At 57.0% G+C, this 19,137-nt stretch carries 19 protein-coding genes and 1 tRNA gene; 7 read left to right on the forward strand and 13 right to left on the reverse strand.

What is annotated here, in order from left to right:
- Positions 1-300: 300 nt before the first annotated feature.
- Positions 301-591 carry a hypothetical protein gene (locus PHA01_RS04725; RefSeq protein WP_271893684.1) on the reverse strand — a complete coding sequence of 97 codons (291 nt, stop codon included), beginning with the start codon at positions 589-591 and terminating at the stop codon, positions 301-303.
- Between the two features lie 226 nt (positions 592-817).
- The gene (locus PHA01_RS04730) at positions 818-1,705 is read right to left on the reverse strand and encodes a LysR family transcriptional regulator (protein ID WP_271893685.1); all 888 of its coding nucleotides are present in this window, start codon (positions 1,703-1,705) and stop codon (positions 818-820) included.
- Positions 1,706-1,865: 160 nt separating this feature from the next.
- On the opposite strand from PHA01_RS04730, the gene PHA01_RS04735 reads away from it, so the two are divergent.
- Positions 1,866-2,762: a DMT family transporter gene (locus tag PHA01_RS04735; RefSeq protein ID WP_271893686.1), complete on the forward strand. Its 897-nt coding sequence runs from the start codon at positions 1,866-1,868 to the stop codon at positions 2,760-2,762.
- A gap of 271 nt (positions 2,763-3,033) precedes the next feature.
- A tRNA-Pro gene (locus PHA01_RS04740) sits at positions 3,034-3,110 on the forward strand.
- Positions 3,111-3,248: 138 nt separating this feature from the next.
- Here PHA01_RS04740 and PHA01_RS04745 read toward each other — a convergent pair.
- Entirely contained in the window at positions 3,249-3,569 is a 321-nt protein-coding gene (locus tag PHA01_RS04745; RefSeq protein ID WP_112530852.1) for a hypothetical protein, read from the reverse strand.
- A gap of 207 nt (positions 3,570-3,776) precedes the next feature.
- Between PHA01_RS04745 and PHA01_RS04750 the strand changes: the two genes are divergently transcribed.
- Positions 3,777-5,939 carry a mechanosensitive ion channel family protein gene (locus PHA01_RS04750; RefSeq protein WP_271893687.1) on the forward strand — a complete coding sequence of 721 codons (2,163 nt, stop codon included), beginning with the start codon at positions 3,777-3,779 and terminating at the stop codon, positions 5,937-5,939.
- A gap of 43 nt (positions 5,940-5,982) precedes the next feature.
- Here PHA01_RS04750 and PHA01_RS04755 read toward each other — a convergent pair whose 3' ends face one another.
- From PHA01_RS04755 to PHA01_RS04775, 5 genes are all read right to left on the reverse strand, one after another.
- Entirely contained in the window at positions 5,983-6,222 is a 240-nt protein-coding gene (locus PHA01_RS04755) for a hypothetical protein (protein WP_271893688.1), read from the reverse strand.
- Between the two features lie 7 nt (positions 6,223-6,229).
- Positions 6,230-7,498: an O-antigen ligase family protein gene (locus tag PHA01_RS04760; protein ID WP_271893689.1), complete on the reverse strand. Its 1,269-nt coding sequence runs from the start codon at positions 7,496-7,498 to the stop codon at positions 6,230-6,232.
- Positions 7,495-9,036: an undecaprenyl-phosphate glucose phosphotransferase gene (locus tag PHA01_RS04765; protein WP_271893690.1), complete on the reverse strand. Its 1,542-nt coding sequence runs from the start codon at positions 9,034-9,036 to the stop codon at positions 7,495-7,497. Before PHA01_RS04765 ends, PHA01_RS04760 begins: the two co-directional genes overlap by 4 nt.
- A gap of 64 nt (positions 9,037-9,100) precedes the next feature.
- The gene (locus tag PHA01_RS04770) at positions 9,101-10,222 is read right to left on the reverse strand and encodes a glycosyltransferase family 4 protein (protein ID WP_271893691.1); all 1,122 of its coding nucleotides are present in this window, start codon (positions 10,220-10,222) and stop codon (positions 9,101-9,103) included.
- An 8-nt stretch (positions 10,223-10,230) separates the two neighbouring features.
- Entirely contained in the window at positions 10,231-10,752 is a 522-nt protein-coding gene (locus PHA01_RS04775) for a polysaccharide biosynthesis/export family protein (RefSeq protein ID WP_271893937.1), read from the reverse strand.
- Positions 10,753-10,994: 242 nt separating this feature from the next.
- Between PHA01_RS04775 and PHA01_RS04780 the strand changes: the two genes are divergently transcribed.
- Positions 10,995-13,229: a GumC family protein gene (locus tag PHA01_RS04780; protein WP_417020899.1), complete on the forward strand. Its 2,235-nt coding sequence runs from the start codon at positions 10,995-10,997 to the stop codon at positions 13,227-13,229.
- On the opposite strand, the gene PHA01_RS04785 is transcribed toward PHA01_RS04780, so the two are convergent.
- Positions 13,226-14,353 carry a GNAT family N-acetyltransferase gene (locus PHA01_RS04785; RefSeq protein WP_271893694.1) on the reverse strand — a complete coding sequence of 376 codons (1,128 nt, stop codon included), beginning with the start codon at positions 14,351-14,353 and terminating at the stop codon, positions 13,226-13,228. The two genes, PHA01_RS04780 and PHA01_RS04785, sit on opposite strands and share 4 nt — an antisense overlap.
- Before the next feature lie 168 nt (positions 14,354-14,521).
- Between PHA01_RS04785 and PHA01_RS04790 the strand changes: the two genes are divergently transcribed.
- Positions 14,522-15,538, forward strand: a complete 1,017-nt coding sequence (locus PHA01_RS04790; RefSeq protein ID WP_271893695.1) for a polysaccharide deacetylase family protein — start codon at positions 14,522-14,524, stop codon at positions 15,536-15,538.
- Between the two features lie 70 nt (positions 15,539-15,608).
- Positions 15,609-15,992, forward strand: a complete 384-nt coding sequence (locus tag PHA01_RS04795) for a nuclear transport factor 2 family protein (protein WP_271893696.1) — start codon at positions 15,609-15,611, stop codon at positions 15,990-15,992.
- Here PHA01_RS04795 and PHA01_RS04800 read toward each other — a convergent pair.
- Together PHA01_RS04800 and PHA01_RS04805 are read right to left on the reverse strand one after the other, a co-directional pair.
- Positions 15,984-16,202, reverse strand: coding sequence for a DUF2842 domain-containing protein (locus PHA01_RS04800; protein ID WP_112530862.1), 219 nt, complete (start codon positions 16,200-16,202; stop codon positions 15,984-15,986). The genes PHA01_RS04795 and PHA01_RS04800 overlap by 9 nt on opposite strands.
- Positions 16,203-16,332: 130 nt before the next feature.
- Complete coding sequence (locus PHA01_RS04805; RefSeq protein ID WP_271893697.1) at positions 16,333-17,214, reverse strand: hypothetical protein; 882 nt, start codon at positions 17,212-17,214, stop codon at positions 16,333-16,335.
- A 186-nt stretch (positions 17,215-17,400) separates the two neighbouring features.
- On the opposite strand from PHA01_RS04805, the gene PHA01_RS04810 reads away from it, so the two are divergent.
- Positions 17,401-18,498 (forward strand): COX15/CtaA family protein, encoded by a 1,098-nt coding sequence (locus PHA01_RS04810; RefSeq protein ID WP_271893698.1) that lies wholly within the window; start codon positions 17,401-17,403, stop codon positions 18,496-18,498.
- Here PHA01_RS04810 and PHA01_RS04815 read toward each other — a convergent pair.
- Positions 18,495-18,884: a type II toxin-antitoxin system VapC family toxin gene (locus PHA01_RS04815; protein WP_271893699.1), complete on the reverse strand. Its 390-nt coding sequence runs from the start codon at positions 18,882-18,884 to the stop codon at positions 18,495-18,497. The genes PHA01_RS04810 and PHA01_RS04815 overlap by 4 nt on opposite strands.
- The gene (locus PHA01_RS04820; RefSeq protein ID WP_210002326.1) at positions 18,884-19,123 is read right to left on the reverse strand and encodes a type II toxin-antitoxin system Phd/YefM family antitoxin; all 240 of its coding nucleotides are present in this window, start codon (positions 19,121-19,123) and stop codon (positions 18,884-18,886) included. The genes PHA01_RS04815 and PHA01_RS04820 overlap by 1 nt, the downstream gene beginning before the upstream one ends.
- Positions 19,124-19,137 lie beyond the last annotated feature (14 nt).

The following is a 19,137-nucleotide window of genomic DNA, read 5'->3' on the forward strand; positions in this document are numbered from 1 at the left end:
CACAGTCCCCTGTGAAGCACTGCTTTGGCGCTTCGGCCATTTTTTTGAAAAGCTTTCCCGGCGATTGCCCGAATTTCGCCATTACCCCTTTCGGTGGATGGCCATAAAGCCATTTATACGGCACAGCAAATCGGGTGTAACTTGACCCCGCTGACCGCTGTTAGCACCCCGGTCTTGGGACAAATGTTTCCTCCGCTAAAGCGGCCAGTTGGGGGGAGAGAGAGGAGAAGAGACAGCCGCGTGGGGGCTCGTTGTCTTGCTCTCCTCCTTCTTCTCACCCCTGATGAGGGCTAGCGATATTCAGTTTATTTTGCGGCTCCAGCCGAAACTGCCCCCCAGACGCAACATACGCCATAACGCTGTCGTGTCGTTTTCCTTGGGGTGTTGAAGCCGCTTCAGGAGCATCTCCAGCTTGCGGATTTCGCACATTTCATCTGCAATTAATGACCTGCTGAAAGCGACTTCATCCCCGGTGGTCGTTATCGATCCGGTTCGCAATTCAAACAGTCTCCATTGTGCTTTTTCGACATTATTAAGATGTAAATTAATCAACGTCTTGTAGGACGCAATCTTCTCCTCGTGATTGGGCAACGTTCTGTCCCTCCGTTCCTCCAGGCAAACCATAGCATATTTCACCTGGACTTCCGACCGGCAGGGGATAATCACTATGGGCGAAAACGGGGCAGATTGTTTTTGATTCATCCTCTTGCCGTAAGACTCCAATAGATCGTTCCTACGAAGCGCATTTTTTACCGCGGGTTATTGCGGACGAGGATATTTCGACCGGCATATGCCTTGCGTGTTTGTGACCCCGCTATCAGCCAGCAAGGGCCAAACCTCCGTGACGGCCAGTGTCCCTCTCAATCTCGCCGACTAGGCTGTCTAGAGCTGGGTTTCTCGATTTCCTTGCGCGGCGGACGACATACGCCAGGGCTGGTGGCCGAGGCAGTCGGTCCATGACGACGTGCATCTCGCCTTGGATATGGCGGTCACTCAACAATGCCACGCCCATCGCCGCGTTGACCGCCAAAACGATCCCCGTGGCACTCGAGCACTCGAAGACGGTCTCGAGAACTGCATCGTCCTGACCGACGTCGAGCGCCCATTGGCGGTAGAAGCACTCGTCGTCGAACGACAGAAACGGAATCGGGCCGTCCTGCGGGAGTGACAAATCTGGATGCTTCACCCAGTGAAGGTCTTCCCGGTATAGAACCACGTCGGCGGGGCGTACCTCGTGGTCGAAGACCTGGACGATTGCGGCATCGAGTTCGCCACGTTCGAGCATGGCGCGAAGAACGAGGCTCATACGGACCTTTGTACGGACTGAGACATTCGGGTGCAGACGCCGAAACCGGCCCAGAATGCGGGCGAGGTCGGTACACACCGTGTCTTCGGTGAGGCCGAGGGCAAGCCTCCCCGCTAGCGGGGTCTTCGAAAGGCTGAGCAGCGCCTCGTCATGCAGCTCGAGGATACGGCCGGCGTAGTCGAGTAGATCTCCTCCCGCAGCGGTGAACATCGGACCTGCCGACTTCCGGCTGAGTAGGTCGCAGTCGAGGCTGATTTCCAGTCTTTTGATTTTATGGCTTACGGCGGACTGCGAGAGGCCCAGAGCGACTGCCGCGCGGGTAATGCCGCCATGTTGGCGGATTGCGGAAAGCGCACGCAATGCGTCGATCTCGAGGCGGCGACTGTTGAGTTCTTTCATGGCCATCTCCATTTCAATCTCCTCGCTAAAGCGCTTATCACGAACTGTGCCCTCTATGACACTGATTTGCGAAAAGTCATGCGGTCATCGAAATTTGTCATGTGCGCGTTCCGTGCGATCTGCCTATTGGTTGATCGTATACCTCGCATCAGAGCGCCCAATGACCGACATCTCTCTTCCTTCTGCCACCGCGATCCGCCACCCTCTGCTATGGCCATTGCTCGCCACCCTCCTGATCATCGGCTGGAGTTCAGGCTTCGTCGGTATCCGGTACGCAAACCAGGAGGCAAGCGTCATGCTTCTCCTGTTCTGGCGGACGCTGCTTTCGGGACTGATCCTTCTGCCATTCGCGTTGGCGATCGGGCCGACCATATCCATGCGTGCGGTCAGAGATCAGGCCCTTTTTGGCATCATGGCCGTGTTCCTGTATCTGGGAGGCTTCGCCCTGGCTATCGAGCAGAAGGTGCCTACAGGTTTGGTCGCGCTCATCGCCGACCTGTTGCCATTGGCAATCGCTGCCCTTTCACAACCCGTCCTCGGCGAACGGCTGACCCCACGGCAATGGCTGGGAACCGTGATCGCCGTCATCGGCGTTTTGATCGTGTCCTTCGACACCCTCAGTCTCGGTACCGCCCCGGTCTGGGCATACGGACTTACCGTGGGTTCGATGCTGATATTCGCCGTCGCGTCGGTCCTGCACAGGCAACGCAAAGCTCGGCATATGCCTGTCCATCAGAGCCTTTGCATCCAGACACTGATGGGTTCGGTTCTCTTCGGCCTTTGCGCGTTGATGCAAGGCAGCCTTGCGCCACCGATGACCCGTCATTTCGCGGTCGGGATGATCTGGCTCGTTCTGATCGCAACCTTCCTCGCCTACGCTGTCTACTACACCAGTCTGCGGCTGTTCCCCGTAGCCAAGGTCAGCGCGGCGATCTACCTCAGTCCACCCGTCACGATGCTGTGGGCCTGGATGCTGTTTTCAGAACCTCTGACACTCGCCATGTTCGCGGGGCTGGCGGTGACGCTGGTTGGCGTGTGGATGACTTCCCGCGGCTAATCACATCCTTTTCCTTGCCCGTGCATCTGGCGGCTACTATTTCGGAAAGCGAAACGTGGGCGCAATTTCTACGATTTCCGTGATGCGCATCAAAAGCAGCATCGGCAAGAAGCCAACACCGACATTTGCAGCGCCTCGAACATCTTTGAAGCATTTGTGGGACTTTTGATGCTGATCTGTCCCACGACATGCATTTGTGTGCAGTTTGTTCTTTTTCTGTGATTTGGGGTATTGCTAAAAAAAGCCCGGTAATCTAGGGCTTTTCCCGGTTCGGAGTGTAGCGCAGCCCGGTAGCGCACTTGACTGGGGGTCAAGGGGTCGTCGGTTCGAATCCGGCCACTCCGACCAGTATAGCCGCGATATCGGTTATACGCCTACTCCGGGAGCAGATGAGAGCAATACCAGCAAAAGTGGGAACCGGTTCTGCGTCCGGAATTGCGTAAAACCGCAATACTCTAACAGCGCATCCGGTTTGATGTTTTTCGATCAATCGTGTTTCGAAGCGAGTTCCGCGGCCACTTCCAGCACTTGATCTTCCCTGATGCCAACCGTGAAATCCTCGATATCGTCGATCGTCTCGCCGTCAGGAATGCGGATGGGATTGTGCGTGCCGACGAGAACGGTCTTTATCCGCCGCGGCAGCGCCGGGAGCAAGAATCTTTTGACGCATTCGATCAGAACGGCCCGCTTGTCCGGCGCAAGCTTTCCGAGTTTTTCCCGCAAGAGGTGACCGAACATATTGCCGTCTGCGAAGCCGAAGGGGCTCGCGAGATCAAATGCATGCAACCTGTATTCGATCCGGGTCATGACCGTTCCTCGTGTTGGCAGAGCTTATATGTAAACCTGTACGGTTGGCAGCAATAGGGCGGGACGGCCATGGCACCATTTATTTTGGCGGAACTGGTAAATAGAGCCGGCAACGTTATTCCGATGCACGCAATGCTGTACTATTCGTGAGACAGGCCATTATTTTCCGTTCATAATATACCAAAACGTCTGTCCGGGGGCAAACGCATGAGTACTGCCGTGTTTCAAGCCATGACCGCCAAAATGCGCATCCTGCTTGCATTGAGCTGCGTTGTTTTCCTGAGCCTTGCCGGAGTTTCGCAGGCGCAGACCGCGGCTACTCAGCCGCCACCAAAAAAAGTCGAAGAGCTTTTAAAACTTCTGGATGATCCCGAAATCAAGGCATGGATCGCTGCCAAGGGTGCTCCGCCTGCGGCGGCGGAAGAGGATACCGTTGCGCCATCGGCAAGCGATTTCATGCAATGGTCGAACGCCATTCGGGCGCACTTGCGCGGCCTCGTACAGGCCATTCCGGCACTTCCCGGCGAATTTGCGGGGGCACGCTCAACGATCATGACCGAAATCAACGGCCGACGTCCGGGGGCGATCCTGGTGCTCTTCGCAGCATTTGCTGCACTCGGGTTCGGGGCTGAATTTCTCTTTCGGCGCATTCTCAGCCGGGCGCGCCGGAAAATGGCTGTGCCAGCCGCGACCGAGGCGGATTCGCCCAAACGGCACCATATGATCGGCCGATCGATTTTTGCCGCCATAGCACCGCTGGTGGTCTTTGCTCTGGCCAGTATCGGTGCCTTCCTCGCCTTTACGTGGCCGCCGCTTCTGGCCATGCTTGTCCTGCCCATGCTTGTCGCCCTGATAGCCTGGCGCGTGATCATGCGATTGGCCGCCATTGTGCTTGCAACCGACCGCAGGCAGGCAGACGGCGGCGAGATCGTGGCGCGTCTTATTCCGATGGATGATGTGCAGGGTGCGTTCTGGTATCACCGTGTTGCCTGGTTCGCGGGCATCTTCTTCACAGGTTGGGCGGTAGCCGGAATGATGACCGCGCTCAATTTTACGCCCAACGTCAGAAGCCTCATCGTCTACACGCTCGGTCTCGGTCTTCTGGTGGTGGCGCTGGAAACCGTCTGGAAACGCCCGGAAGCCCCCGTCGCATCCCGGGCCTATCGCGCCAAGGAGTGGCTGCTCACACTCTATCTATGCGCACTTTGGCTGTTATGGGTTGCCGGCATGAGCCTGGCTTTCTGGATCGGCGTCTATGTCATCATCCTGCCTCCGATCTTGAGGACAACCAGCACAATCGTAAAATCGTTCTTCTCCGGTCCCGATGATGCGCCAAAAGCCAAGAACCCGGTCCTTGAAGTCCTCATAGAGCGGGGAGCAAGGGTGATCATCATCATACTTGCAGTTGCCTGGCTCGGCGCGGTCATTCGTTTTCGCACGATTGGATTGATGGAGGACGAGGCCGCGAGTCGCATGATTCGCGGCGTGCTGGGTGGCGTGGTGATCCTGCTCGCCGCAGATCTCGTCTGGCATATGCTCAAAGGTCTCATCAACGTGCGTATCGAACGAGCCCGGATCGAAGGCGGCGACGAGGCTGCACTAGCCCGCAGCGGGCGGCTTATGACCTTGCTGCCGATTCTGCGCAATTTTCTTGCCGTGCTCATCGCCGCGATTGCCGTGATGATGGTTCTGTCCGGTCTTGGCGTGGCAATCGGTCCATTGATCGCGGGCGCCGGCATTTTCGGCGTCGCCATCGGCTTCGGCTCGCAGGCCCTGGTCAGGGACATCATCAGCGGCATCTTCTACATGACCGACGACGCGTTTCGGGTGGGAGAATATATCCAGAGCGGCAGCTACAAGGGCACAGTCGAATCCTTCAGCATCCGCTCGGTCAAGTTGCGGCACCATCGCGGCCCGATCTTCACCGTACCGTTCGGCACGTTGGGTGCCGTGCAGAACATGAGCCGTGACTGGGTCATCGACAAATTCCTTATTTCGGTCAGCTACGACACGGATATCGCCAAGGTCAAAAAGCTGGTGAAAGCCGTCGGTGCCGAACTGCTGCAGGATCCGGAATTCGGCCCGCAGATCATCGAGACGGTCAAGATGAAGGGCGTCGAGGCTTTCGGCGACTACGGTATCAATCTGAGCTTCGCCATGATGACAAAACCGGGGCATCAGTCCACGATCCGCCGCCGCGCCTATGCCATGATCAGGGAAGCGTTCGGAGCCAATGGCATCGGCTTTGCGTCACCAACGGTGCAGGTTGCCGGTAATGAGGATCATACGGCAAATGTCGCCGCGGCAGCCACAAATGACGCGATAGCCCGCAAAAAGGCTGCCGAAGCAGCTAAGCTGCAGGAGAATTGAGGGTCCTGACCCTAGGGTCAGAACCTGTTGATCTGTCCTGGCCCTAGCGCTTCGCGCGGCTCTTGCGTCGTATGAGAACCGCCTTCACCGCAAACCTCGCCATGGACTCCACATCCCGGTTGCCGATGATGAAGGCAGCGCGCACAAAACGTGCCAGCGTGTTGATTTCGTCATCTGATATGTCCTGGCCATTCAGCTGCCGGATGGCTGAATCCAGAGAGCGCTGCATGAGTTCGGCATCAGCGTCCGAATAGTTGTTCTTGTTGTTTTTAAAACGCATCATATGGTGGTCAATTCGTTCTTCTATCAGGAACTGGCAAACGACCATTTCTTTGGTGGCGGGCCTCCAATGCGGCACATCCCCAGATGATGCCGATGAGCAGCCAGAAATGCCGCCAATGGTCGGTGTCGATGACATTGCCGATGGCTACATGCGCTATATAAACAAGATAGGCGCAGAGCAGAAAGGGTTGCCAGGGGCGCTCGCGAAACAGGATGCGCAGTCCGAGGCCCAGCGTCAACATGGTAAGGGTCAGATAGCTGATAAATCCGATCCAGCCATAGTCCAGCGCCGCTTTCAGCCAGATATTATGCGTGTCCTCGCCGAAGATCGGTCCAAACTCCAGCGGGCCTATACCGAGCGGATGGTCGATCGACATAAGCAGGCCGTACCAGTGGCGGGCAAAACGTCCGAATTGCGCATCGTCATAATCCTGCACCAGCTGGGCTCGCGCGGTGAAAAGGTCGGCAACGCTCGGGATTTGCAGCGCGACGACGACTGCGAGCAGGACAAACACGACGGCAAGGCCTGCAAGCAGGATGATCCGCGTCCGGAACAGCGGATTGGGGTTTCTGATGAACAGAAGCAGGGCGAGGCCGCCAATGATCAGTGCGGCCATTCCCCAGGCTGCACGCGAGAAAGACAGGAAGATGCCAAGCGTCAGGATGAGGATCGGGATCAGGCGCAACGGCAGCGCCCGAAGGTTGCCCACCAGAACGCCATGCACCAGCCAGGCAAGTGGCAGCATGAGGAATGGACCGAAAACATTCGGGTCCTGGAAAGCACCCATCGCGCGACCATAGCGCGTGAACAGTTCTGCCCCGGGAAAGGCATCGAAATAACCGAGGATACCGAGCAGCGATGTGCCGATCGCAGCGAGGATATAGGCCTTGAAGATGACACTCAGGACGCGATGGTCGGCATCGATGATCGCTGCGAAGAAAACCGCCGTAAAGCCGAGAAAAAGCGAAACGGCGATGTACATCGGCGCCGCTTTGAGGTCGGGCATCTGCGCGAGGGAAACAAGGCCGCCGAGATTGAAGACCACCAGAATGGCGAGGAGGGCGGCGACCGTGCGCGACAATCTCAGGCCGAATAGGACCCAGACGGCGATAAGGCCAGCCATGTACAGCTCGTATGGCGCTGGTTCATCGATGACGAAGCCACTCAGGAACACCCCGAAGCCCACGGCAAAAGTCGAAATCAGTTTGATCAGAGCGCGGTTTTTTGCGGCGTGATCGACGCTGGCCTGCCGGTTCTGATCAATTGCCGCGCTCAATAGGCATTGTCCGTGTTGAGGAGTCGCACGGGAGTGAGGAACAGGATTTTCAGATCGAACCACAACGACCAGTTCTCGATGTAGTAAAGATCGAATTCCGTGCGCATCTTGATCTTGTCGTCCGTGTCGACTTCGCCGCGCCAGCCATTGATTTGCGCCCAACCGGTCACGCCGGGCTTGACCCTGTGCCGTGCGAAATAGCCGTCGACAACCTCGTTATAGAGGAGATTGCGGGTATGCGCGGCGATCGCGTGCGGCCGGGGCCCAACGAGTGACAGCGTTCCCATCAGCGAATTGAAGAACTGCGGCAGTTCGTCGATCGAGGTCTTGCGAATAAAGCGGCCGACGCGGGTCACGCGCGGGTCGTTCTTGACCACTGCATTGCGCGCTGTCGGGTCGCACATCTCGGTGAACATGGAGCGAAACTTCCAGACTTCGATGATCTCGTTGTTGAAGCCATGCCGGAGCTGCTTGAAGATCACCGGCCCCTTGCTCTCAAGTTTGATGGCAATGACAGTCGCCAGGATAACCGGACTGAAGACGATCAAGCCGAACAGGCTGAAGAAAATGTCGAAGGCGCGCTTGGCCACCGAATCCCAGTCGTTGATCGGCTTGTCGAACAGGTCGATCATGGCGACAGAGCCGATATAGGAATAGGCGCGCGGGCGGAACTGCAGATGGTTGTTGTGCGCCGACAGGCGGATATCGACGGGCAGAACCCATAGCTTCTTCAGGAGCGACAGCACCCGCGCTTCCGCGGTGATCGGCAGGGAAACGATCAGCATATCGATTTGGGCGATGCGCGCGAACTCGATCAATTCGGAAATATTACCGAGCTTTGGATAACCGGCGACGATCGGCGGTGACCGCTTGGCATCGCGGTCGTCAAAAACGCCGCAAATGCGAATGTCGTTATAGGGCTGTTGTTCGATCGACCGGATGAGGTCTTCCGCCGGCTTGCCTCCGCCAACGATAACAGCGCGCCGTTCCATCTTGCCGTTGCGGGCCCAGCGCCGGATCAGGCGCGACATGACTATGCGGAATACCAGGAAAAGGATCAGTCCGGACCCGTACCAGGTGCCAAACCACACACGCGAATAGTCTTCCGAGGTCTTGAGGAAAAACGCCGCCAGCGACATCATCGCGAAAGCGCCGGACCATACGAGGATGAGTTTTCCGAACTTGCTGAAGGGGTCGCGCATGACGGCAAGCTGGTAGCTGTCGGTGAGCTCCAGGAGCATGACTGTGACCACTGCCGTGGCGAGGATCGCAAGCGAATACTGCAGGAACGTGTAAGCCGATGGGCCCACGTAAATGATGAAGACAGCAATGCCCGCCAGCACGATGATCAGGAATTCGATGATCCGCATGATGCCGCTGATCATCACCGGCGAATTGGTGTCCTTGGCATATTGCGAGGCGATCTGGTAGGCGACCGGGCTCAGCACTGGCTTCTTGCCGGAAGTGCGCGGCGTGTCGGGCGTAAGGTTGCGAACAACCTCCCGCGAAAGCTTCGATTCCGCTTTTCTGTCTGTCATGATTCACCTGAACGCCCGAATTGCCTGTCAATAGCACATATGCGCTAAGAAAGGCTTGAGGAATCTAGAGTCCCAACGCTGCGAAATACTCGGCTTCCAACCGTGTAGCCATTGCCTCGATACCGAACTTTTGCTTGAGGGTTCCGATACTTGGAAGCATCTCCTTATAGGTTGTGATATCGCCGATGACATAGGTCATTTTGATTGCCAGATCATTGGCGTCTGGCTGCACCAGGGCAGGGGAATCATCGCCGAGGATTTCCGGAATACCACCGACCCGGCTGGCAATAACCGGCATCCCGGCAGCGAGGGCCTCGATCACGATATAGGGCAGGGCCTCGGCGCGGGAAGGGATCACGACCACCTTGGCCAGCCTGAACGCTTCATGTGCCTTCATCGGCATGAGAAAGCGAATATCTGCCCCGGCTTGTTTGACGAGGCGACTTCGATCCTTGCCGTCGCCAACCATGACAGCCGTCAGTTTCTGGCCGCTTTGACTGTTCGCTTTCGCAAGGGCGTCGATAAAGATATCGGGTCCCTTCAATACGCGCATCTCGCCGATAAATAGAAAATCGGCGGCGTCATGCAATGCCACGATCGGTTCAAATTCACTGTCTGCCAGGCCGTTATAGATCAGAGCGAAACCGCACCGCGGCTCACCGACTTTCTTCGTATAAACGTTCTGCTCGAATGCGGAGACGAAAATGATCCTGTCGGTCATCTTCTCCATTGCGCGTTCGACCCGGAAAATCACACGGCCCTGCAGGCTGCTAGGATCGTAGTGCAAACTACCGCCATGCGGAGAATAAAACCGGGCAATGCGCGAACCGGATACCCGCAGCCACGAGCCGAAGAGCCGTGCATAGGTACCGCCTTTTGCGCCGTGCCCATGCAGGACATCCGGCTGCAATTTCTTGATGATCCTGTATGTCCGCAGCGCCGCCATCGCATCACCCGGACCGATCTGACGCTGCATGGCAATGCGTTTGAGACCGAGCTCGAGCCGGTCGCGCAGCCCTGCGAGCAAGGCTTCCTCGAAGTCGCCGCCGGTCGATGCGTCACAGATCACGCCGACCTTGTGACCGGCCTTCACTTGCGCTTCGATGAGATCGCGCACGTGGCGGAATATTCCGCCAACAGGCGCGCGAAAACAGTGAACGATGCGAAGGGATGGCTTTTCGACCATTCCCGTGATCAGAAAAACCGCTCGCGCACATAGACTGTGTCGCCGGGCAGCACCTGATCGGAAATGGTGACGCGGCCTGTCAGGCTTTCACCGTTGAACTGGCGCGTGATATCGACGTCGTTCTGTTGGGCGCGCGGGGTAAAGCCGCCAGCCGCGGCAATGGCTTTCTGTGCCGTCATGCCGGGAACGTAGGAGTATTGCCCGGCCGCACCGACTTCACCCATGATGAAGACCGGTCGGTAACGATCGATCTCGACCGCGACGTCCGGATCGCGCAGGTAACCTTTGCGCAGCTTGGCGGCGACTTCCTTTGCGATCTGCTGGATGGTCTTGCCGCGCGCAGGGACACTGCCGATCAGCGGGACGGAGATATATCCGGCCTGGTCGACGCTATATGTGTTGGTAATGCCTTCCTGCTCGAACACAGTCAGCCGGATGCGGTCGCCCGCGTCCAGCATGTAAGGCTTGTTGATGGCTACGTTGAACGCTGCCGGGGCCGGGCGGTAACTGGCGCAACCGCCCAGCGTCATGGAAACAACGCCGATGGCCACCAGAAAGATCTGCTTGCTGAACACGTCACGAACCCTAACAAACGTTGCGGAGAAGTTTTCTCGATTCTGTGCGGGATTATCAGTTCATTAGGGTTAATGGCTGGTAAAGTTTAGCAGCGGCAGACCGGTAACTGCACGCTGTGGTTGAATACTGCAACTTCTTAACCCGCTGGTTACCATGCGTCTTTACCATTATACCATTCGTATTGGAGTGTTCTGGAATGCCCGCGAGCTCTGTCGGAAACGATGTGGACATTGATATAGGCGCGTTGTTTGCCAGTTTGTGGCGCAACAAGCTGCGAATACTCGTCGGCTCGCTGGTTTTGACGGCACTGGCATTCCTGCTCATGTCATTGGTCTCGCCAAAATATCGCGCCGAGACCCGCATCCTCATCGAAACGGGTGAATCGGTTTTCACCCGGCCCGCAAATCAACAGGCGGATGACCGTCCGGTGCTGGATCAGGAGGGTATCAAGAGCCAGGTCGAACTCATAGGTTCATCGGACCTCTTAAAACGCGTTATCGTCAAGCTCGACCTCGCGAAAAACCCCGAACTCTCCGCTGGCGCTGAACCCTCGGCGCTGTCGCGTCTGTTTGGCGCTGTTGGTATCGGCAACAACCCGGATGAAGAGACGCGCGACGACTATATTCTCCAGTCCGTACGCGATCGCCTACTCGTTTATAACGTCGCGGCTTCGCGTGTCATTGTCATTCAGTTCTCCTCCAAGGATCCGACGCTCGCCGCATCGGTTGCCAACGCTATCGCGGACGAATATGTCGCCACGCAACAATCGGCGAAATCCCGGGCAAACACCGATGCAGCCGGCTGGTTGCAGCCGGAGATCGCCGACCTCAGCCAGCGCGTCAAGGATGCCGAGGCGAAGGTAGCGGCATATCGCGGCTCCTCGGACCTCCTGATAGGCCAGAACAATGCTGTTCTCGCCACCCAGCAGCTTTCAGAACTCTCCACTGAACTTTCGCGCGTACGGGCAAACAGGGCCGCAAGCGAGGCAAGCGCCCAGAGCGTCCGCGCTGCGCTGGCCAAGGGTGCGCCTGTCGAAACACTCCCAGCGGTCATGGCCTCGCCGCTGATCCAGCGCCTGCGCGAGCGTCAGGTACAGCTCAACAACGATATCGCCGATCTTTCCGCATCTCTGCTCAGCGGCCATCCCCGCATCCGGGCACTGCGTTCGCAGCTCGCCGATCTCAATAATCAGATCCGTCTCGAGGCTCGCAAGGTTCTTGGCAGCCTCGAAGCCGAAGCTGAAACTGCACGTTTACGCGAGAGCCAATTGACGAGCTCGCTCAATGAGTTGAAGACGCAATCTTCAAAAGCGGGCGAAGAAGAAGTGGAGTTGCGCGCGCTGGAGCGTGAAGCCACCGCCCAGCGGCAATTGCTCGAATCATACCTGACCCGCTATCGCGAAGCGTCGTCCCGCACGGATCGCGGCTATCTGCCAGCGGATGCGCGTATCTTCTCCCGCGCCGACAGGCCGATCGAGCCGTATTTCCCGAAGAAGATCCCGATGACAATTGCCGCATTTGTTGCATCGCTGCTGCTGCTCAGCATCATCACCTTGCTGCGGGCACTGTTCAGCGGACAGGCGCTTCGTCCGGCCAGTCCACAGGCAATCGTCGCGGAAGATATAACACCCCCGGTGGCCGTTCGCAGTATCCCTGAACCAGTCCAGCCTGTTGTGGAACCCACTCAGCCAGTGGCAGGGCCCGTCGCGCCCCTTGCCGCCGATATCCATGAAATGCCTGAAGAGCCGGCGGTCTCCGAAGCGAAAGAGCAGCTGGCGGAAATGGATACACTGGTTGCGCAGGCTCCAGCGGAAGCGCCGGCAATCCCCACTGGTCATTCGGGCATTGCGAATGTCGCGATGCGTTTGATGGCGAGCGGTGCAGCGCGCGCCGTGGTAGTCTCGCCGGAAGGCGATGAGGCGTCGGCCCTGACCATCCTGCTCGTGCGCGAGCTTGCCGACCGGGGCGTGCGGGTCATCCTCGTCGACATGACCGGATCGGGTGAAATCGGCCGTTCCATGCTGGACGACAAGAACCTTCCTGGCATCACAAACCTTCTCGTTTCGGAAAAGCATTTCAGCGATGTCATCCATCCGGACCACTATTCGCAAGCCGAGATCATTCCGCTCGGCAACCACGATCCATCAAAGGCCATGCAATCCGTTGGCCGTTTGCCAATGATTCTTAATGCCCTGCAGTCAGCCTATGATCTTGTCGTTGTCGATGCGGGTCCGGCGACTGTTGTCGAGCTGAAGCATCTGCTAGCCGACGGAACGGAACTCATCCTCGGCGTCGTCGACCCTGACGATCCCGACGTAGCCGCTACAGCCAAGGCTGTTTATGACGCGAAGCTGCTTGAGCCCGAATTGCTGACACCCTTCGAGAAAGAGCATCTGCGTCTCGATTCTGGCCGGATTGTACGTTCGGCCTAGCGTTTTCCAAAAAGACGCGAACGGGCTTTTTTCACGGCGGCCCAGACGGTTTCGTTTTTCTTGATACGGCGCACGAGCCCGCCGCGCGCACCGAGATATCCTGCGAACAGGCGGCCCTTCGTCGTGAGGCTGACGTCGGTGTCGTAGCTCTGCACCTCGAGATCGGACCAGCTTCGTTTATACGGTTCGTCGCCAATGCCAAAACTGTAAATCGCAAGGTCCGTCTCGCAACTGTCCAGAATGTCTTCGAAAAACAGGAACTCGCCGGGGCTGGCGCTGACCAGTTCATCCTCCGTGATGCCGATGAAATCGATGAACGTTTGTTTTCTCGCATAAGACTTGCCAAGAACCGCGCGATACTGCCCCGCCACTTCAAGTGCTTTGAGTTGGAAGCCTGGCATTGCCGACTGAACTTCGTGGGCGAACAGCTGCAGGAAGAATTCCATGGTTCCCGCCGGTTCATAGGTGTTCTTGATCCCAGCCTTTGCGAGCCGCGCTGCCTTGCACTCGAAATAGTTGTTCAGCATCGCGTTGGTCTCGACGGGAGTCGTGGCCGTCAGGATGCGATATCCCCCTGCCTCCTCGAACCGCCGCGTGTTCTGACGATGCTTCTTCTTCTTGCGTTTGGCATTGTGCCGGCCCAGCACGATTTCAAAATCCCGGTCCAGCGTGATACCCAGGCTGATATTGGCATTCTCGCGACTTTGCAGCTGCATCAGCGGATTTGCCCTGCCGTCAAGCTCATCCAATTGCCTCACAAGCGAGACAACGTCGATGTCCGGCCGCACCTTGTGCAGCGCTTTAAATAGAACAATGAGATCGGCCGCCGTAATTTGAGCATCAGCCGCCAGCGCCGGGAAGTTGCAATTGGCATGCGGCCCTCCGGGAAACGCGGCAATCCGGACGGGACCTCTTTTCACAACCTCCAGCGGCAAAAGGAAAATCGGCTTGTCCGCTTCATGTATTGCCGCGACAAGGCAGTCTGCGTTGACGCATGACTGCCAGAATGAAAACCAGTTGGCGGTTTGTGCTGGACCGGCAAGAAAATCTTCGCCCAGTTCATTCCACAATGCTTTGGCTTCAAGCGGTGCAATTATTTTTGCTTGTCGTGAAGTGATGGACATTCTTGCGTTCCATTGGAAGAGATGCGAAAGGCGGCGAGGTTTTGTTGATCAACCATATATAAACGTTTAAGTCGCAAGAGTTGATGAACAGAATCCCTTCGATATCTTCAAATAACGCGAATTGGTGAAGGAATGGTCCACGCGGCCGACTTGATACGAAAAGCCGTGATGAGACTGGCTTGGCATAGCGGCTTTGCCTCAAGCACACGCGACCGCTTTGGCGGGCTCGGTTCCATCATCATGCTGCACCGGGTACGTCCGGATTGTATCAGTCCGCTCGGCGTCACCCGTTCACTGGCGATCACGCCCATCTTTCTCGATCAAATCATTGTGTCGCTGAAATCCGAAGGCACGGAAATCGTCTCCATGGACGAGATGGCCGAGCGCGTCAAAGCTGGACTACCCGGCAAACGGCGCTTTGTTGCCATCACACTCGACGATGGCTATAACGACAACCTCAATCACGCCTATCCGGTTTTCCAGAAGCACAATGCGCCGTTCACAATATATGCGGCGCCAGGCCTGATCGAGGGTGCCGCGGTACTGTGGTGGGAGATCGCCGAAAAACTCATTGCCAAGGCAGATTCCATAAGGATCCCCGGCGGACCGGAATGGCGTTGCGGAACCCTATTTCAAAAGCGTGCAACTTTTCATGCCTTGATGCGCTATTTTTCGTACACGTTGACCGAGTTGGAGCAATTGCCGGTCCTTCGTGAAATGTGCGCCCAAGAGGGAATGATCTGCGGCGTGGCCGCCGATCAGGATGTCATGAGCTGGAAGGAAATGCGCCAGATCGCCAGCGATCCGCTATGCACGATCGGCGCGCATACGGTCCATCACTACAACCTTAAGAAATTGACTCCGGATATGGTCGCGCAGGAAATGCGCCTGTCCGCCGACATGCTGGAACAAGAACTCGGCAAGCGGCCGGCCCATTTCGCCTATCCCTACGGCTCTTCAAAAGCTGCAGGTCGCCGCGAAGCCGAGATAGCCGCGGCGGAAGGTTTTGTCTCCGCAGTCACGACAAGGCATGGCACCATCCACGCCGAACATCGGGCCAATATGTGGGCGCTGCCACGCATCTCCATCAACGGCCGCTTCCAGAAACTGGTCTACGCCAGGACGATGATGAGCGGCGTGACGACGCCAATCGCCAATGCGGGAAGGCGAGTGGTCCAGGCCTAGAGCAAGTTTAGGCACATTGTCGGCGCCTCCCCACAGGCGTATCCTCAATCAGCGTAGCTGGGAGATTGAGATGGATGATCGAACCGTGCGGATGGCGCTGGAGCGCCATTGGGATGCTTCGGACGCAAGCGATTTCAAGGTCGAACATGAAATCTACCGCGAGGACGCCGTGCTCTATTATCCTCAATCGGGAGAACGCATCCGAGGGCGGAAGAACATTCAAGAGAGCCGGTTCGTCCAGCCAAACAAGAAGCGTTTTACGATCCTGCGAATTATCGGTAGCGGCGATCTCTGGGTCACTGAATACGTACTCACCTATGACGGCGTACCGTCTTATGTGGTGAGCATCATGGAATTCCACGAAGGACTGGTGGAAAACGAAACGCAATATTTCGCCGATCGGTTCGACCCTGCGCCCTCACGCGCGCATCTTGTCGAGCGAGTATCAGGGTGAATTCTTCTTCGGCGCCTTTTCCATCCAGCTGATGATGAACATCGCCGGTACGACCCAAAGGAATCCTGTCCCGAAGAAATAGAGCAGGTGAACCCACGGACCGGAATTGCCAAGCAGCGCAACGGCAAAGATTGTTGCGACGATTGCGTAGACGCAGACGAGCGCCACGAGCAGAAATGTTCCGATGAGTTTCTTCAGCCTTACAGGCATTGCGCTATCCAGTCTTACAATTTCCGGCCATCCTCTAACGGTAAACAAAACTGCCGGAAAGCAAAAAAGCCATTGCGGTGATAAAAAGCTGGCCATTCCAAGCGGAGCGGCCAGCCTTTTCGCGGTAGTCCTAAAGCAGTTTTACGCTTGAGCAAAATCCTGGCTGATATTGGTAGACCCAGTGTGTCTTCGTGGTACTGCTGCTGGACACCCATTGGGTCATGCCCTGCAACGTGTCGAAGAGGAGTTTCGAACGTTCCGTCACCTTGTTGTTGAAAGCGCCACCATCGGATTTGACCTTGAAGGAAAGTTCGGCAATGGCAGGCTTTGCGGCAGTGCCGACATACCATAGCGTCAGCGAGAAATCCGCGTCCTTTGCGCCAAGGTCGCTATCGACACCGGTATAGGTACGCTCGGTAATATCGAGCTTGCCGACAAGACTCAAAATATCCTTCGTCGGCAGATTGAGTGATGCAATGCCCGGGAAGAGGCTGGTTACATCATCCAGACTGTTCAGTTTTTTCGTCGCAGCCAGCGGTTCTGTCGTCGAGTGCGAGAAAGTTTCCTTGAAAGGCGGCACGATGTCATCTTCGAGCTTGGTCTTGGCTCTGGAAACACTACCGCTGACATCAGCGGCCGCGGCCGTCGACTGACTGGACGAGCGGAATTTGAGCGTGATTTCACTGGCCGCATCGTCGCCGCGTGTACGTAGCATGTAGCCCGACGCATTCAGGTCGCAGGTGCCGGGCGAGTCATAAAAGCGCACGGTGCGCGTTTCATCTTCGGTGAACTTGCCATCAACGCTGCGATCGAAATTTGCTGTCTTCAGTTGGGCTTTCAGATCAGTCAGGAACTGATTGGCAACTGTTGCGGGTTGCTTGTCGAAGAGGGATGGAGTGAGCAGGATCTTGTATTCCTTGCTCGCCAACACGTCTGCAGCCTGAGCAGCACAGGTGACATAAATGACGGCGGCAGCAGTGCCGGCTGCGATTTTCAACCAATTAAACATCATAACCTCTCAGATTAAAGGGATATTGCCGGGCACGATGCCAGGCGCAATATTGCTCTGGCAGTGTGGCGAATAAGCGATGACGCCTTCGTGACGGCGCAGACCTGGACGCGACGGCGTGTCGCGTGAACTGCGCTTGTCATGCAACCGCTTATGCTGCACCTATCGGCGCAATAAGGAGCGTCTTGCATGGCTGCCAATACACTATCCCAAGGCACGATTGTCTCGGTTCAGGACCGCGAAGCGCGCAACCGCCAATATATCCGCATCTGGCTTTATCTGGTGCTGATCGTCCTGGCGACCATCGTGCTTGTCGGGGGTGCAACGCGGATGACGGGCTCCGGCCTTTCCATCACCGAATGGAAGCCTATCCATGGCATCATACCGCCGTTCGGCCATGATCAATGGATGGAGGAGTTCGATAAATACCGGCAGATCCCGCAATATCAACAGCTGAACAAGGGCATGAGCCTTGCGGAGTTCCAGCAAATCTTCTGGTGGGAATGGGCGCATCGCTTTCTCGCGCGGGGCGTCGGCTTTCTCGTGGCCGTACCGCTCGCGTTCTTCTGGCTCACCGGCAGGCTGGAGCGCCGGTTGAAGCCGCGCATGATCTTCATTCTGGCGCTCGGCGCTCTGCAGGGTGCTGTCGGCTGGTGGATGGTCGCATCGGGGCTGGTCGACCGAGTCGACGTCAGCCAGTACCGGCTCGCCACGCATCTCACGCTCGCCTGCATTATTTTCGCGGCGGTCATGTATGTCGCCCGGGGCCTTGCCGTCTATTCCGAAGCGCCGGCCAATCGCCAGATTCAGCGTTTTGCTGGCTGGTTCGTGCTCTTTGTCTTCATCCAGATTTATCTCGGAGCGTTGGTCGCTGGCCTTGACGCAGGCCTTTCCTATAATACCTGGCCGCTGATGGACGGGTCAGTCATTCCCGGCGATCTCTTTCCGATCCAGCCGATCTGGCACAATCTCTTCGAAAGCCCGAAGACAGTGCAATTCGTGCATCGCTGCTTTGCCTATTTCGTGTTGATCGTGGCCATCTGGCAGGCTGTATCGACTGTCCGGCAAGCCCCCGGTACCACCCACGCACGCCGCGCCGTGCTTCTTGTTGTTCTGGTAACCTTGCAGGCGGCGATCGGCATCACGACGCTGTTGCTGCAGGTGCCGATCGGTCTCGGGCTGCTGCATCAGTTCTTCGCCATCGTCATACTCGGGTTTTCCGTTGCCCATTGGCGCGCGACCAAGGGCGCTTATCCGCGTGAGACGGAAGTCGTCGCTGAGCGCTAGGTATCGCGTGCCCAAAGCTGGGGCACTTCCTTGTAGGTGTGAATTACACTGTCGGCGTGGACCAATATCAAACCGTCAGATTGCGCCTGCGTTATCAGCATCCGGTCGAAGGGATCTGGATGCGACCATGCGAGTTGTCCCGCAAGTTCTGCATGATGCGGCGATATGGAGTGCGGTAAAAAGCCATTTCGCTCGATGGCTGCATGGGGCGAGCCGGAAAATCGCAACTTGCCCTTGGCGCTTTTGATGGCAATTTCCCAGATCGACGCTGCGCTGATGTAGATCTGGTTGTCAGGATTGGCAATTGCGTCGCGGGTTACAGAGCCGAGTCTATCGGCGCCCTCATCCCACCAGAGAAGAACATGTGTGTCGAGCAGCAGCTGCATTACAATGTATCATCATTGAACAGTGCTGCGATCTCCGGATCTAACGCGTCGAAGTCTTCGGCAATATAGGAAATCCCGAGCGCATGAGCAGGCTTGCGCGGCTCCTGCTGTTTCGGCAAAGGGCCGAGTTTTGCGAGCGGGATACCATTCTTCGCAATGATCACCTCTTCGCCGGATGCCGCACGATCCACCAAACTCGAAAGGTTGGTCTTCGCGTCATAGAGATTGATCTGGTTCACAATTCTCTCCTTGA

The organism is Candidatus Phyllobacterium onerii (assembly GCF_028331445.1).
GTDB lineage: Bacteria > Pseudomonadota > Alphaproteobacteria > Rhizobiales > Rhizobiaceae > Phyllobacterium > Phyllobacterium onerii.